Consider the following 14,427-nt stretch of genomic DNA (forward strand, 5'->3'; position numbering starts at 1 on the left):
GTTTGAGGACAAGGCCCGTTCAGGGCCGTAGGGGGTCTGGGGGCGCAGCCCCCAGAAACGGGATGGGACGGGTAGGGGCGGCGGGGGCGAAACACGCACCGCCCACGCACCGCCCCCTCCTCACAACCGCCCGATATCCCCCTTGCGCATCCGCGGCCCCCGCCTTCCCGGCGTACGCCCACTCAGCAGAATCAACCGAGCCGCCCGATGGCGCTGCCCCGCATACGGCTCCAGCAACGACAACATCACCTCATCATCCGCATCCCGGTCCCCCGCCAGCGCGAACCCCACGATCCCCGGCAGATGCAGGTCCCCGACCGTCACCGCGTCCGCCGCCCCATGACTCCGCTGCACAACCTCCGCAGATGTCCACGGCCCCACCCCGGGAACCACCTCCAAACGCGCCCGCGCCCGCTCCGGCTCCAGCGCCACAGCCTCCTCCAGCCGCCCCGCGACCCGAACCGCCCGCAGAATCGTCGACGCCCGCTTGTTGTCGACCCCGGCCCGATGCCACTCCCAGGACGGAATCAGCGCCCAGTCCCGCGCCGCGGGCACAACGAACAGCCCTCGTGCCGCAACCTCACCCGCGGGCCCCGGCGCAGGCTCCCCGAACTTCCGTACGAGCAACCGCCACGCCCGATAAGCCTCATCGGTCGTGACCTTCTGCTCCAGCACGGACGGAATCAGCGACTCCATGACCAGCCCGGTCCGAGTCAGCCGCAACCCCGGCCGCCGATGCCGGGCGAGCGCGACAATCCGGTGCCGGGGCGTGAACGCGTCGGGATCGTCGGCCGCCCCCAGCAACTCGGGCAACCGATCCAGCAGCCACTCGGCCCCGGGCCCCCACGCCTCCCCCCGGACAACCCCGTCGCGCAGCGCGACCCGCAGCGTCCCGGGCCCGGCAGGCGTACGGCTGGTCCGCCACACGGACCCGTCGGGCGCCGCCCGGAACGTGGGGTCGCCCGGCCCTCGCCGCAACGGCCCCAGCACCAGCCCGAGGTCGAGAGGAACCCCGGGCACCCAGGTCCGGCTCCGCCCCGGCGCGACAGCCTGCCTGGGCACCCCACCGGGCACGGCGACATGCCCACCCCGCACGGTCGTACGAGTGGGCCGCGGAGCGAACCGACCTGGCACGAAAACCGCTCCCAGCACATGAAAAAGGAGCCCGAAAAACGAACCGACCCAAAAAGACCAAAAGCCCCTACGGGGGAGTCTGCCACCCCCAGACCCCTAGCCTCTCCCCACACCTCCACCCCCGACAAGTTCACCGCACCTCGATGAACGCCCCCGCATCCCGATCCACCCGAGCCCGCGGCGCCTCCGCCGGATGCCCGACCGCGACCGTCCCCATCGGATCCCACCCCGCGGGCAGCCCCAGCACCTCCCGCACGACGTCCCGGCAGAACATCGTCGACGACACCCACGCCGACCCGAGCCGCTCCCCGGCTAGCGCGACGAGGAAGTTCTGCACCCCGGCCCCGGTCGCGACCACGAACATCTCCCGCTCGGCGCCGTCCCGCCGCGCGTCCCCGTACGTGTGCGACCCGTCCATCACCAGACAGGGCACCACGAGATACGGCGCGCCCCGCAGCACCTCACCCCGTCGCACCCGCTTCTCGATGGACGCCTCACTCTTCCCGTCCCGCCGTAGATCCGCGATCCAGGCGTCCCGCATCGCATCGAGCAGTTCGGTCCGCGACCGCTCCGACTCCAGCAGTACGAAGCGCCACGGCGTCGTGTGATGAGGAGCGGGCGCGGTCACGGCGGCGGCGACCGCCCGCCGTACCGCACCGGGGTCGACGGGTTCGGCCGTGAAGGCCCGCACCGTACGCCGCTGGGTCACCGCCTCCCGTACGGCCTCCGACGTACCGAGACGGAACATGTCGTCGCGGGCGTCGCGCACCAGGGCCCGAGCCCCCGCCCCCTCGTCATCGCCCTCGGCCACCACCTGCGTCAGCCCGCGTACGACGGCGACGGGCAGCCCCGAAGCCTTGCCCTTGACCAGGTCCCCGGCGGCGGCCAGCTCATCGGCGGTCGCCACGACGGTGGCGGACAACGGATTGCCGTACGCGTCCGTGCCCCCGCGCAGATCGTCGAGCACGCGCACGCCCGCGGCGCCGATCGCCACGTCCGTGAGCCCCGCGCGCCAGGGGCGCCCGAAGGTGTCGGTCACGACGACCCCGACGTTGACGCCCAGCACGTCCCTCAGCCCGTCCCGGACCGCCCGCGCGGACGCGTCGGGATCCTCGGGCAGCAGCAGCACCGTCCCGGAAGGCGTGTTGGAGGCGTCGACGCCGGCCGCGGCCATCACCAGCCCCTGCCGGTTCTCCACGATCCGCAGTGCCCCGCGCCGGGCGACGACCCGCACGGTCTCGGCGTCGATGGCGGCCTCCCGGTCCGCGGCCCGGACGACACGCCCCTCGGCCTTGGACACGATCTTCGAGGTGACGAGCAGCACATCCCCGTCGCGCAGCTCGGGCTCGGCGGCGGCGATGAGCTTCGCGAGATGGTCCCCCTGTTGCACCTCGGGCAGTCCACCCACGGCCCAGACCCGATACTCGGGCTGCTCAGCGGCACCCGCAGGGGTCGGGTCCCCGCCCCCGCCACACTCGTCGAAAACTCCGCCGCTCATACGCTCCGCACCTCCTCGGCCAGCGCGAGGGCCGCGCGCGCCATCTGCGCCGACGCCTCCACGTCCGTCATCATCAGCGGCACGGCACGGCAGCGGATGCCCGCCGTCTCCACCCGCTCCACCACACCGGCGTCGACGGTGTCGACGAGCCAGCCGTCCAGCAGCCCCGAGCCGTAGTGCTCGGCGACCGCCGCGGCCGTGGCCTCGACGCCGACCGCCGCGAGCACCTTGTCGGCCATCCCGCGCACGGGCGCGTCCCCGACGATGGGGGAGAGGCCCACCACGGGCACCCCTGCCTCGGCGATCGCCTCGCGGATCCCGGGCACCGCCAGGATCGTGCCGACGGACACGACCGGGTTGGAGGGCGGGAAGAGGATCACGTCGGCGTCGCCGATCGCCTCCAGGACCCCCGGCGCCGGCTTCGCCTGCTCCGCGCCGACCGGCACGATGGCCTCGGCCGGAACGGAGGCCCGCAGCCGTACCCAGTACTCCTGGAAGTGGACGGCCTTGCGCTCCCCGTCGATCTCGACGGCGACATGCGTCTCCACACGGTCGTCGGACATCGGGATGAGCCGCACCCCGGGCTTCCACCGGTCGCACAGCGCCTCCGTGACGGCGCTCAGCGGATAGCCCGCGCCGAGCATCTGCGTCCGCACGATGTGCGTCGCGAAGTCCCGGTCGCCGAGACCGAACCACTCCGGCCCGACGCCGTACGCCGCGAGCTCCTCCTTCAGATGGAAGGTCTCGTCGGTCCGCCCCCAGCCCTGCTCCTCGTTGATGCCGCCGCCGAGGGTGTACATCACCGTGTCGAGGTCGGGGCAGACCTTCAGCCCGAAGAGGTGAATGTCGTCCCCGGTGTTGCCGATGACGGTGATGTCCGCGTCCGGCACGGCCCGCTGAAGGCCGCGCAGGAACCGGGCACCGCCGATGCCGCCTGCCAGAACCACAATGCGCATACGGACAAGTCTTGCAGGCGGGTACGACAACGCGTCGGCCGGTCGCCGAGGCCGGCGAAGAGCCCGGTCTCAGACAGTCACGGGGGAGTCTCAGCCGGCCACGGCCGCCGACGGGGCGCAGCGCGCCGCGTGCATCGGCATCTCCGTCAGGCCCGGGTAGTAGACGTGCAGGCTCACGGCCGGTTCGAGTGCGTCGTTGACCACCTCGTGGACGTACCCCGGAGCGAACACCCGCTGCGCCCCCGCCGGCAACGCGCGCGTGCCGCGCTCCGTCCGCTCGGTCAGCTGTCCGTCCAGGACCGTGAGGACGCCCGACGAGCCCCCGTGGTCGTGCAGTCCGCTGCCCTGGCCCGGGACCCAGGACAGCAGCCACACCTCGTAGCCGGGGCCGGTGCGCAGCCGGTAGTACCAGCGTGAGGTGGCGTCGTACTGGACGAGGTGCTCCCACTGGGAGCGGTCCGCGGCGACGCTGCGGGCCAGGCCGACGAAGTCGGCGACGGTGGCCGGGTGCTCGCGCGGGGCCTGGAGGAGGTGCGGTACTTCGAGGATGTCGCCTGCGATCTGGAGGTCGCTGTCGCTGTTCATGGAGTGCGGTGTTCCTCGGCGGGAGAAGTGTGGGGGCCGGCTGGGTGTCGCGTACCGTCCGCCCGGGTCACGGGCGGGAAAGGCGTCGCCCTGGTGTGGGCTTGGGGAAACAGCAGCCGAGTCGCGGTGGACTCAAGGGCGGCCGGAGCGCGTTGGGCTCAACAGCTGGAACAGCAACAACAGCTACAGCGAGCACGGGCAGCACCGAGGGACCGCGCGGGGCGGGTCGAGGTGAGTGCCAAGTTCGCGAGCATGCCCACAAGGACATCGGTTCACACCTTCACTGTCAACTCGGCACCCACTATGTGGGACATGTTTCACCTCATCCGGTTCATCTCCCAGGTGAAAGGTTTGTTCGTGCGCCCGCGGGACACATGGCGCACAACCAGGCGCACGGTTCTCGGAACGAGATCGAACTCCTGGGCGTCTTCTCCCGTACAGGCTCCTGTGCGGGGGCGGTCGTCCTCCGGGGCCTCCTCTGTCTGTCGAGGTTTATGCCGATTTGAACACTTTCCGCATGGCCTTGGTTCCGCAGAGTGAATAAGGGGCCCAATAGCAGATCTCGGCTTGACTCGCCCGGAGCAGCACACTTGTAATTTCACTCGTGTCGTTCGGCCCATATCGGTTGACGGCAACCTCACGGGGACGCGAAAGACGGACGAGGGGCGCACATGACCGAGACGGTGCAGCAACTGCTGGTCGACGACGCGGACGAGGAACTCGGCTGGCAGGAGCGCGCGCTGTGCGCCCAGACCGATCCCGAGTCCTTCTTTCCCGAGAAGGGCGGATCGACCCGCGAGGCCAAGAAGGTCTGCCTCGCATGCGAGGTCCGTTCCGAGTGCCTTGAGTACGCCCTCGAGAACGACGAACGCTTCGGTATCTGGGGCGGCCTGTCCGAACGCGAACGCCGCCGTCTGAAGAAGGCAGCGGTCTGAGGCGTAGAGCACCGGGTTCCACGCAACGCAGCACAACGCTACGAGCGGCCCGTCGCGGGTGGTTGTCCACAGGCGGCGGGCCGCTTTGCTGCCCAGCCGATAGTGTGGCTGCTCGTCCGAGACGTCCCGCCGCTCACAGAGGGCACAGGCGTCCACCACAGTCCACCGAACCGGGGCCCGTACCTCGATGTCCGCGCACAGCCACACGGCAGCCGACCACGGCAATGCCGCCACGCCTGAGTTCCCGCGTCACGTGGTGACCGCGGTGCTCGTCTCCCACGACGGCGCCCGCTGGCTGCCCGAGGCGCTCGCCGGGCTGCTCGGCCAGGAGCGCCCGGTGCAGAACGCCATGGCGGCCGACACCGGCAGCGCGGACGACTCCGCCCAGCTGGTCACCGACGCCCTCGGCGCCGACCGCGTCCTGCACCTCGCCCGCCGCACCGGCTTCGGCCAGGCCGTCGAGGAGGCCAACCGCACCGCGCCCGTCCTCACCCCGGACGAGCTGACGTACCTGAAGCGCCCCAGCGGCTGGGACCCCGTCACCCGCACCTGGCGCGACGACGCGTACGACATGCCGGAGCTCCCCCACGGGGAACCGGTGCAATGGCTCTGGCTGCTGCACGACGACTGCGCCCCCGACCCGGACGCCCTGGCCCAGTTGCTGCGGGTCGTGGAGACCGAGCACGAGCTGGGCCGGGGGGACGACATCGCGGTCGTCGGCCCCAAGCTGCGCGGCTGGTACGACCGCAGGCAGCTCCTCGAAGTCGGCGTCACCATCGCCAACTCCGGCCGCCGCTGGACCGGTCTGGACCGCCGCGAACAGGACCAGGGCCAGCACGACCACGTCCGCCCGGTGCTGTCCGTGTCCACCGCCGGCATGCTCGTCCGCCGCGACATCTTCGAGGAACTCGGCGGCTTCGACCGCAGGCTGCCCCTGATGCGCGACGACGTCGACCTGTGCTGGCGAGCCACCGCCGCCGGCCACCGTGTCCTCGTCGCCCCCGAGGCGGTCGTACGGCACGCCGAGGCGTCCTCCCGCGAGCGCCGCACCGTCGACTGCGTGGGCCGCACCTCCGCGTCCCCGCACAAGGTCGACAAGGCCGGCGCCGTCTACACCCTGCTCGTCAACAGCCGTACGGCCCAGTTGCCCTGGGTGCTGCTGCGCGTGGTCCTCGGCACGATGCTGCGCACGGTGGCGTATCTGGTCGGCAAGGTCCCCGGACAGGCCGTGGACGAGATCCGCGGCCTCCTGGGCACCCTGCTGCGACCCGAGCGGATCATCGCCGGGCGCCGCCGCAGAGGCGTTCCGCAGGTCGACAAGGGTGAGCTGCGGGCGCTGTTCCCGCCACCCGGCGCGACCGTGCGGGCCACCATCGAACAGGCCGCCGGCGAGCTCGGCGGCCGCTCCGACCCCGAGGTCACCTCCGGCGCGGGCCGGCACGGCGGCGCGGTCGAGTCAGGACCCGGCGGTGACGACGCCGACTTCCTGGAGGTCGAGCAGTTCGTCCGTCTCAAGCGCATCGCCCGCAAGCCCGGCCCGGTGCTCTTCCTCGCACTCCTGCTCGTCTCGCTCGTCGCCTGCCGCGAACTGCTCGGCGGCGGCGCCCTCGCGGGCGGCGCGCTGCTGCCCGCCCCGGCCGACTCCGCCGAACTCTGGGCGCGTTACCTGGACGCCTGGCATCCGGTGGGCGTGGGCGACACCTCGTCGGCGCCGCCCTATCTGGCGCTCGTCGCGATGCTCGCCTCCACGCTGTTCGGCTCGGCAAACCTCGCGGTCACCGTCCTGCTGGTCGCCTCGGTGCCGCTGGCCGGCTTCACCGCGTACTTCGCCTCCCGCCCGCTCGTCGAATCGCGGCTCCTGCGCGCGTGGGCGGCCGTCGTCTACGCCTTCCTGCCCGCCGCCACCGGCGCCCTCGCGGGCGGCCGGATCGGCACCGCCGTACTCGCCGTCCTCCTGCCGCTGATGGCCCGCGCGGCCATCGCGGCGAGCGGCCTGACACACCCGTCAGGGGCGCGCGGCAGCTGGCGCGCCACGTGGGCGTACACGCTGCTGCTCACGATCACCACCGCCTTCACGCCGATCGTGTGGCCCATCGCCCTGCTGCTCGGCCTCGCGCTCCTCGTCGTACGGCGAGGCGAGATCACCGCGTACACGATCCGCTTCCTGGCTCAGCTCGGCGTACCGCTGCTGGTCCTCGCGCCCTGGTCGCTGTCCCTTCTCCCGTTCGGCTTCTTCCAGGAAGCCGGTCTGGAGTACGGCTCCGGCGCCGCCACCGCCCTCGAACTCCTCAGCGCCAGTCCCGGCGGCCCCGGCACGGTCAGCGCGCTGATGCTCATCGGCGTCGTGCTGGCCGCGCTGGCCGCCCTGCTGCGCACGGAGCGTCAGTTCGGGATCTGGACCGCCTGGGCGGTCGCCCTCGTCGCGCTTGTCTTCGCGGTCCTCTCCAACAGTTCGGCGTGGGCCGGACCCGCCACCCTCGTCTACGGCCTCGCCCTGCTGGCCGCCGCCGCGCTCGGCGCCGACGGGGCACGCTCGCGCGTGGCCGAGCAGAGCTTCGGCTGGCGCCAGCCCGTCGCCGCGCTGATCGCGTTCGCCGCCGCCGCGGGCCCGCTGCTCCTCGCCGCCGGCTGGATGATCCGCGGCGCCGACGGCCCCCTGGAGCGGCGCGACCCCGTCCAGGTGCCCGCGTTCGTCGCCGAGGAGAGCGGCACCCGCGACCAGGCCCGCACCCTGGTCCTGGCCAGCGACTCCACCGCCCGCGTCGGCTACACCCTCGTCCGTGGCTCCGGCGCCCGCCTCGGCGACGGTGAACTCGCGGCCCAGAGTGGTGAGAACGCCCTCCTCGACAAGGTCGTCGCCAACCTCGTCGCGGGTTCCGGCGCCGACCAGGCCGACGAACTCGGTGACTTCGCCGTGCGCTACGTCCTCGTCCACAAGGGTGCACCCCGACAGATCAGCCGTGTCCTGGATGCCACGCCCGGCCTGAGCAGGCTCAGCCAGCAGGACGGCGGCGCACTGTGGCGTGTCGACCGGCAGGTCTCGCGCGCCGCCATCGTCCCGGCGTCCGGCTCCGGCGACCCGCAGCCCATCGCCGCGGGCCCCGTCGACATCCACACCACGATCCCGGCCGGCTCGGGCAGCCGAGTCCTGCGCCTCGCCGACTCCGTCGACGAGGCATGGACGGCCACCCTGGACGGCAAACCCCTCACCCCCGCCACCCTCGACGGCTGGGCCCAGGGCTTCGAGCTTCCCTCCTCCGGAGGGAAGCTGGACGTCCACTTCGACACCCCGATCGGACACACCGCCTGGCTGTGGACGCAGGGCGCGCTCGCCGTCGTCCTCGTCGTCATGGCCCTGCCGGGCCGCCGCCGGGACGTCGACGACGACCTTCCGGAGGAAGAGCGCGAGATCCCCGCCCAGGCCACCACCGGCGAGGGCCGCCGTGCCCGCCGCCTGCGCGCCCAGGCGGAGGCCGACCAGAGCGAACAGGCCGACGGACAGGCCGAGTTCCCCTCGGACACTCCTCCTCCGCCGGAGGAGACCCCGGCCGCGGTCCCGCAGCAGCAGCCGTACGGCGACGAATGGAACACCGCGGCCTACGCGGGCACCCAGTACGACGGCTACAGCGCCGACCAGTACCAGAACGCCCAGCAGTACCCGCCGGGCGCCTACGACCCGGCGTACCAGGGCGATCCATACCAGAACGGCCAGTACGACCCCTACGCGTACGGCGGTTCGCCCCAGACGACGGCGTACGACCAGACGTACACCCAGGGTTACGACCCCGCGTACGACCCGGCGCAGCCACAACAGCCCCACCCGCAGGGTGAGCGCCCCGACGGGAGCCAGCAGTGAACCGCACCACCATCTCCCTGATCGCCGGCACGGCCGCGCTCGCCGCCGTCACCGGGTTCGCCTCGCTCAGCACACCGGACGCGGCCGACGCGGGCACGGCCAAGGCCGCCGCCCAACTGCCCGTGGAGCGCACGAGCCTGCTCTGCCCGACTCCCAGCACCTCCGACCTCGCGGAGACGACGTACACGTCCTTCACGCCCGTCACCGAGGGCACCGGGAGTGACGGCAAGGCCGAACTGGCAGCAGCCACCCCGGAGTCGGCCACCGGCGCGAACGGCAAGGCGAAGACCGCCAAGCCCGTCCTCACCCCGGAGGAGCCCGGAAAACCGGTCACCGGGGGCACCTCGGGCGGTGACTCGCCCGCGCTGGTCGGCACCGCCGAGGGGAAGTTCGCGCCGGGCTGGACCGTGCAGGAGACGACCGAGGTGGCCGCGGGCACCGGACGCGGCCTGCTGGGCTTCAACTGCGGCGTCCCGGACACCGAGTTCTGGTTCCCGGGTGCCAGCACCGCGGCCGACCGCACGGACTACGTGCACCTGACCAACCCCGACGACTCCGCCGCGGTCGTCGACATCGAGCTGTACGGCAAGGACGGCAGCCTCAAGTCCGACGTGGGCGAGGGCATCACGGTCCCGCCGCACGGCAGCGAGCCGATCCTGCTGTCCACGCTGACCGACGGACCGCAGGCCGACCTCACCGTGCACGTGAGCGTGCGCAGCGGCCGGGTCGGCGCGGCCGTCCAGGCACTGGACGCCAAGACCGGCGGCGACTGGCTGGGCGCGTCCACCGAACCGGCGGGCAGCCTGGTCCTGCCGGGCATCCCCAAGGACGCCACCTCCGTACGCCTGATCGCCTTCACGCCCAGCGAGAGCGACGCCGACCTGAAGGTGCGGCTCGCCTCCCCGAACGGCCTGATCACCCCGGCCGGCAACGAGACGCTGCACATCAAGGCGGGCATGACGGCCGCCGTCGACCTGGGCGACCTCACGCGCGGCGAGGCGGGTTCCCTGGTGCTCACACCGACCGACACCTCGGTGCCGTTCGTGGCCGCCCTGGAGGTCGTACGCGGCAACGGCGCCAAGCAGGAGACCGCGTTCATCCCGGCCACGGGCCCGGTCTCCGCGCGTGCGACGGCTGTCGCCAACACCGCCAAGGGCACCACGCTCTCGCTGACCGCCCCGGGCAGCGCCGCCCAGGTCAAGGTCACGGCGTCCGCGGGCAGCGAGGGCGGCACGGCGGCGACGAAGACGTACACGATCAAGGGTGGCACCACCCAGGACGTCGAACTCCCCGTCCCGGCCGGCCTGAAGGGCACGTACGCCCTGACGGTCGAGCGGGTCTCCGGGGGAGCCGTCTACGGCTCCCGGACCCTCGCGGCTCCGGCGAACGGCATCCCGGCGTTCACGGTCCAGACGCTTCCTGACGACCGGGGGACGGTGTCGGTGCCGGACGCGGAACAGGATCTGTCGGTCCTGCAGAAGTGATCGACGGACAGAGGAGATCGCCCCGGGAGGCGATCTCCGGTGTCGGTTTCGGTCCTCGTCAGTCCTCGCCGTACCGCGGATCCACGGTGTCCGGGGTGAGCCCCAGCAGCTCGGCGACCTGCTCGACCACCACTTCGTGGACAAGGGCCGCGCGTTCGTCGCGGCCCTTGGTCCGGATCTCGACCGGGCGGCGATAGATCACCACGCGCGCGGGGTGACCCTCGCGGGCGGCGATCGTGCCCCCCAGAGGGACTGCTTCGTCGGCCCACGCCTCGGGCGGACCTTCGAGCCGCGGCACATCGAGGACGAGGAAGTCGATGTCCGCGAGCTGCGGCCACCGCCGCTCCAGCCGCTCCACGGAGTCCTGCACCAGATCCGCGAACGCCTCGGCGCGGCTCGCGGAGAGCGGAACCTGCGGCGGCGCCACGGGGCCGCGCATGCCACGGCCGTGGCGATCACGGCGGCGGGGCCCGGGGCCTGCGGCGCGGGGCGGTACGGGGTTGTCCATCACTGACGAAGCGTAGTCCCCGCGACCGCCGCGCGGGTGCCGGGCACGCTGCACCGATCGGCACTGACCGGGGCCGGACGGCCTGCCGACGACATGTCGCGGGATGACCATTCCAGCCAAGGTTGGGCTCGATTTCGTATGCCTCCTGGACCGTCGATCTCATGGCAATTGGCGCGGTTTATGCCAAGTAGTGATCGGATTCAGGGTGGTTCGGTAGCTCGTGAACCCGTGTTGCCCCAGGTCAAAGAGGTGTCCCAGATGGTCCGTGTGGGCGGTTTCACACCACGACACGGTGGAGTGACCCGGTGGGGAGTCGTCGCGGCCCGCTCAGGAGTGCGGTACCGTCCAACGTCGTGAGCCCTGTACGTCGCTGTTCGCGCACCGCTTGCGGCCGTCCCGCCGTCGCGACGCTGACGTACGTCTACGCCGACTCGACCGCGGTCCTCGGCCCCCTCGCCACCTACGCCGAACCCCACTGCTACGACCTGTGCGCCGAGCACTCCGAGCGCCTCACCGCGCCGCGTGGCTGGGAGGTCGTCCGGCTTCTCGACTCCTCCGCCCCCGCGCGGCCCAGCGGAGACGATCTGGAAGCGCTTGCCAACGCGGTCCGTGAAGCGGCCCGTCCGCCGGAGCGGGCGGCCGAGGCCGGCGGGGCCCGCATGGCGGACCCGCGCGAGGTCGCGCGACGCGGACATCTGCGGGTGCTGCGCTCCCCGGACAACTGAGCTCGCGGCCAAGGGCTTTCGGGTTCACGCGCGCTTCGCACTTCCGTACGGCGACTTCATTGAGTGGGTCACGCCCGCATTGACGCGAGGTCGTTGCGGACCTGACCAACCCAGTCACCCCGAGCAACCGCTTTCCGCGTCGCGGAATCCAGGGGCACCCGCGTACGTAACGGAACCGGAACCCGTCGCCGGGTCGCTCGGCCTCCTGCCCGCCGCTCTGGTCGCCTGCCTCGCGGGCGGCATAACGGTGGGCCAGACTCTCTCCAGCGCCGCCCAAAGGGGCCGTGCCCGGCCTCTGCCCCGTCCTGTGGGTTGTCGCCAACGTCCTGTGGACGTACCGGATGCCCGTCCGCACCCGGCACTTCGACATCCTGCACCGCTGCTCGGGCGTGCCCGCCGCGCTCGGCTCGAACCGGTGCGCGCGGCGGTCGTGGCCCTCGTCGCCAACACGGCGCCCGCAGCCTTCGGGGCGATGGGCACACCGGTCATGACACCCGCTCAAGTCACCGGCCCGCCGCACTCGTCGTACCCCTCGTGCTCGTCTGGCTCGTCGGTGGGCGACGTGGCCGGCGCGAGACTTTGGGTCCCCGCCCTCGCCCGCGGATTCGCCTTCGCCGTCGAGCAGTTCGCCGCCTCCCACCACATGCCCGCACAACCCGCCGACATCGGCGGGGCGTTGGCGGCGCGGGCGCCCTGATGCCCGTACCGCACGCACGAAGGCCTGCGCGCCTGCGCCCCGTACGCCCTGACCGCCAAGCGCGCGTGGCGGTCAGGAAATGGGCGGCCACTGTGCGCGACCTGCGGTTCGCACCACTCACCTGACCTCCGCGCCTGCCCTGAACCTCGCAGGGCAGGCAGTCACCATCGGTCACTCCGTGAGATGACGGCGGCGCGGCAGTCCGGGCTGTCTCCGGAACTGCCCGCCGCCGCGAACAGCTCGGGCGGTGCCCGGGGAAGACGATCTCGCCGCAGCCCCAGACCATCGCGTGCGCGGGCGTGGGGCTCGCCGGCAATGAGGGAGACCTGCTGCGGAAGGTGCTGCCCTGGGGTGTCAGCGAGGCCGGGTAGTTTGTGGTGACCGATAGGACTCCCAGGAAGGCTGGCCGTGTCTGCAGATCTGTCGCAGCTCGTGAAGGCGTACGACGTACGCGGAGTGGTCCCGGACCAGTGGGACGAGCCGCTGGCGGAACTGTTCGGCGCTGCCTTCGTCGAGGTGACGGGGGCGGACGCGATCGTGACCGGGCACGACATGCGGCCCTCGTCGCCCGGTCTGTCGCGGGCCTTCGCGCGCGGGGCGGCGGCACGCGGCGTCGACGTGACCGAGATCGGACTGTGCTCCACGGACCAGCTCTACTACGCCTCGGGCGCGTTCGACCTGCCCGGCGCCATGTTCACCGCCTCGCACAACCCGGCCCAGTACAACGGCATCAAGATGTGCCGGGCGGGCGCCGCACCGGTCGGTCAGGACACGGGCCTGGCCGACATCCGTGAACTCATCGAATCCTGGCTGGACGCGGGCACCCCGGAGCAGAAGCCCGTGACGCCGGGAACGATCACGCAGCGTGACACGTTGGAGGACTACGCGGCGCACCTCCGCTCACTCGTCGACCTGGCCTCCATCCGCCCCCTGAAGGTCGTCGTCGACGCGGGCAACGGCATGGGCGGTCACACGGTCCCGACGGTCTTCGCCGGCCTGCCCCTCACCCTCGTCCCCATGTACTTCGAGCTGGACGGCACGTTTCCGAACCACGAGGCCAACCCGCTCGACCCGGCCAACCTCGTGGACCTCCAGAAGCGTGCCCGCGAAGAGAACGCCGACCTCGGCATCGCCTTCGACGGCGACGCGGACCGCTGTTTCGTGGTCGACGAGCACGGCGACCCGGTCTCGCCGTCGGCGATCACGGCCCTGGTGGCCTCCCGCGAGCTGGCCCGCAACGGCGGCTCCGGGACGGTCATCCACAACCTGATCACGTCATGGTCGGTCCCGGAGGTCGTCCGCGAACAGGGCGGCACACCGGTACGCACGCGCGTGGGCCACTCCTTCATCAAGGCGGAGATGGCACGCACGGGCGCGATCTTCGGCGGCGAACACTCCGCGCACTACTACTTCAAGGACTTCTGGAACGCGGACACGGGCATGCTGGCCGCCCTGCACGTACTCGCCGCGCTCGGCGGCCAGGACGGCCCCCTGTCGGCCCTGGTGGCCCAGTACGACCGTTACGCGGGCTCCGGCGAGATCAACTCCACGGTGGCCGACCAGACGGCCCGCCTGGCCGCGATCAAGTCGGCGTACCAGGGCCAGGAGGGCGTCGAACTCGACGAACTGGACGGCCTGACGGTCGCGGCAACGGACTGGTGGTTCAACGTCCGCCCGTCCAACACGGAACCCCTGCTGCGCCTGAACGCGGAGGCGCGGGACGAGGGGACGATGGCGAAGGTACGGGACGAGGTACTGGCAATCATCCGAGCCTGACCCTGCCGGGCTGCACGGCCCCCGGTGCCCGCACGGCCTCTTCAGCCCAGGCCCAGGCACCTCAGCAGCTTTCCCACCCACCGGCCCCCGCCGCTGCAGCCCAGGCGGTACCCCTCAAGCGACACAGGCATTTCCGGTACGGGCCGGGCACCTCCAATCGCCGGCCGGCACTCTCAGCCTGTCCGGCGTTTGAGGACGAGGCCCGTTCAGGCCGTAGCGGGGGTCTGGGGGCGCAGCCCCCAGGTACGGGATGGGACGGGTAGGGGCGGCGGG

At 72.0% G+C, this 14,427-nt stretch carries 10 protein-coding genes and 1 pseudogene; 6 read left to right on the forward strand and 5 right to left on the reverse strand.

What is annotated here, in order from left to right; genetic code table 11:
- Window positions 1-120: 120 nt before the first annotated feature.
- From RB628_RS36190 to RB628_RS36205, 4 genes are all read right to left on the reverse strand, one after another.
- On the reverse strand, window positions 121-1,134 hold the full coding sequence (locus tag RB628_RS36190; RefSeq protein WP_318324880.1) for a DNA-3-methyladenine glycosylase 2 family protein: 1,014 nt from the start codon (window positions 1,132-1,134) through the stop codon (window positions 121-123).
- A gap of 130 nt (window positions 1,135-1,264) precedes the next feature.
- Window positions 1,265-2,632 carry a coenzyme F420-0:L-glutamate ligase gene (locus RB628_RS36195; RefSeq protein ID WP_318324881.1) on the reverse strand — a complete coding sequence of 456 codons (1,368 nt, stop codon included), beginning with the start codon at window positions 2,630-2,632 and terminating at the stop codon, window positions 1,265-1,267.
- Entirely contained in the window at window positions 2,629-3,588 is a 960-nt protein-coding gene (cofD, locus tag RB628_RS36200; RefSeq protein ID WP_318324882.1) for a 2-phospho-L-lactate transferase, read from the reverse strand. The genes RB628_RS36195 and cofD overlap by 4 nt, the downstream gene beginning before the upstream one ends.
- Window positions 3,589-3,678: 90 nt before the next feature.
- On the reverse strand, window positions 3,679-4,173 hold the full coding sequence (locus tag RB628_RS36205) for a cysteine dioxygenase family protein (protein ID WP_318324883.1): 495 nt from the start codon (window positions 4,171-4,173) through the stop codon (window positions 3,679-3,681).
- Window positions 4,174-4,844: 671 nt separating this feature from the next.
- Between RB628_RS36205 and RB628_RS36210 the strand changes: the two genes are divergently transcribed.
- The 3 genes from RB628_RS36210 (at window position 4,845) to RB628_RS36220 (ending at window position 10,448) form a co-directional block, all read left to right on the forward strand.
- The gene (locus tag RB628_RS36210) at window positions 4,845-5,108 is read left to right on the forward strand and encodes a WhiB family transcriptional regulator (RefSeq protein WP_318324884.1); all 264 of its coding nucleotides are present in this window, start codon (window positions 4,845-4,847) and stop codon (window positions 5,106-5,108) included.
- Window positions 5,109-5,295: 187 nt separating this feature from the next.
- Window positions 5,296-8,964, forward strand: coding sequence for a glycosyltransferase (locus RB628_RS36215; RefSeq protein ID WP_318324885.1), 3,669 nt, complete (start codon window positions 5,296-5,298; stop codon window positions 8,962-8,964).
- Window positions 8,961-10,448: a DUF5719 family protein gene (locus tag RB628_RS36220; RefSeq protein ID WP_318324886.1), complete on the forward strand. Its 1,488-nt coding sequence runs from the start codon at window positions 8,961-8,963 to the stop codon at window positions 10,446-10,448. The genes RB628_RS36215 and RB628_RS36220 overlap by 4 nt, the downstream gene beginning before the upstream one ends.
- Before the next feature lie 58 nt (window positions 10,449-10,506).
- On the opposite strand, the gene RB628_RS36225 is transcribed toward RB628_RS36220, so the two are convergent.
- Window positions 10,507-10,956, reverse strand: a complete 450-nt coding sequence (locus tag RB628_RS36225; protein ID WP_318324889.1) for a metallopeptidase family protein — start codon at window positions 10,954-10,956, stop codon at window positions 10,507-10,509.
- A gap of 305 nt (window positions 10,957-11,261) precedes the next feature.
- On the opposite strand from RB628_RS36225, the gene RB628_RS36230 reads away from it, so the two are divergent.
- The 3 genes and pseudogenes from RB628_RS36230 (at window position 11,262) to RB628_RS36240 (ending at window position 14,154) form a co-directional block, all read left to right on the forward strand.
- Entirely contained in the window at window positions 11,262-11,681 is a 420-nt protein-coding gene (locus RB628_RS36230; RefSeq protein ID WP_318324887.1) for a DUF3499 domain-containing protein, read from the forward strand.
- A gap of 409 nt (window positions 11,682-12,090) precedes the next feature.
- Window positions 12,091-12,734, forward strand: a pseudogene (locus tag RB628_RS36235) (L-lactate permease); the annotation flags it as partial.
- A gap of 52 nt (window positions 12,735-12,786) precedes the next feature.
- Window positions 12,787-14,154 (forward strand): phosphomannomutase/phosphoglucomutase, encoded by a 1,368-nt coding sequence (locus RB628_RS36240; RefSeq protein ID WP_318324888.1) that lies wholly within the window; start codon window positions 12,787-12,789, stop codon window positions 14,152-14,154.
- The last annotated feature ends 273 nt before the right edge of the window (window positions 14,155-14,427 follow it).

The organism is Streptomyces sp. ADMS (assembly GCF_033441795.1).
Lineage (GTDB): Bacteria > Actinomycetota > Actinomycetes > Streptomycetales > Streptomycetaceae > Streptomyces.

Excerpts from the sequence above, each read along its gene's own strand:
- RB628_RS36195 (WP_318324881.1), bottom strand. The coding sequence starts at position 2,632 with ATGAGCGGCGGAGTTTTCGACGAGTGTGGCGGGGGCGGGGACCCGACC.
- cofD (WP_318324882.1), bottom strand. The coding sequence starts at position 3,588 with ATGCGCATTGTGGTTCTGGCAGGCGGCATCGGCGGTGCCCGGTTCCTG.
- RB628_RS36205 (WP_318324883.1), bottom strand. The coding sequence starts at position 4,173 with ATGAACAGCGACAGCGACCTCCAGATCGCAGGCGACATCCTCGAAGTA.
- RB628_RS36210 (WP_318324884.1), top strand. The coding sequence starts at position 4,845 with ATGACCGAGACGGTGCAGCAACTGCTGGTCGACGACGCGGACGAGGAA.
- RB628_RS36215 (WP_318324885.1), top strand. The coding sequence starts at position 5,296 with ATGTCCGCGCACAGCCACACGGCAGCCGACCACGGCAATGCCGCCACG.
- RB628_RS36225 (WP_318324889.1), bottom strand. The coding sequence starts at position 10,956 with ATGGACAACCCCGTACCGCCCCGCGCCGCAGGCCCCGGGCCCCGCCGC.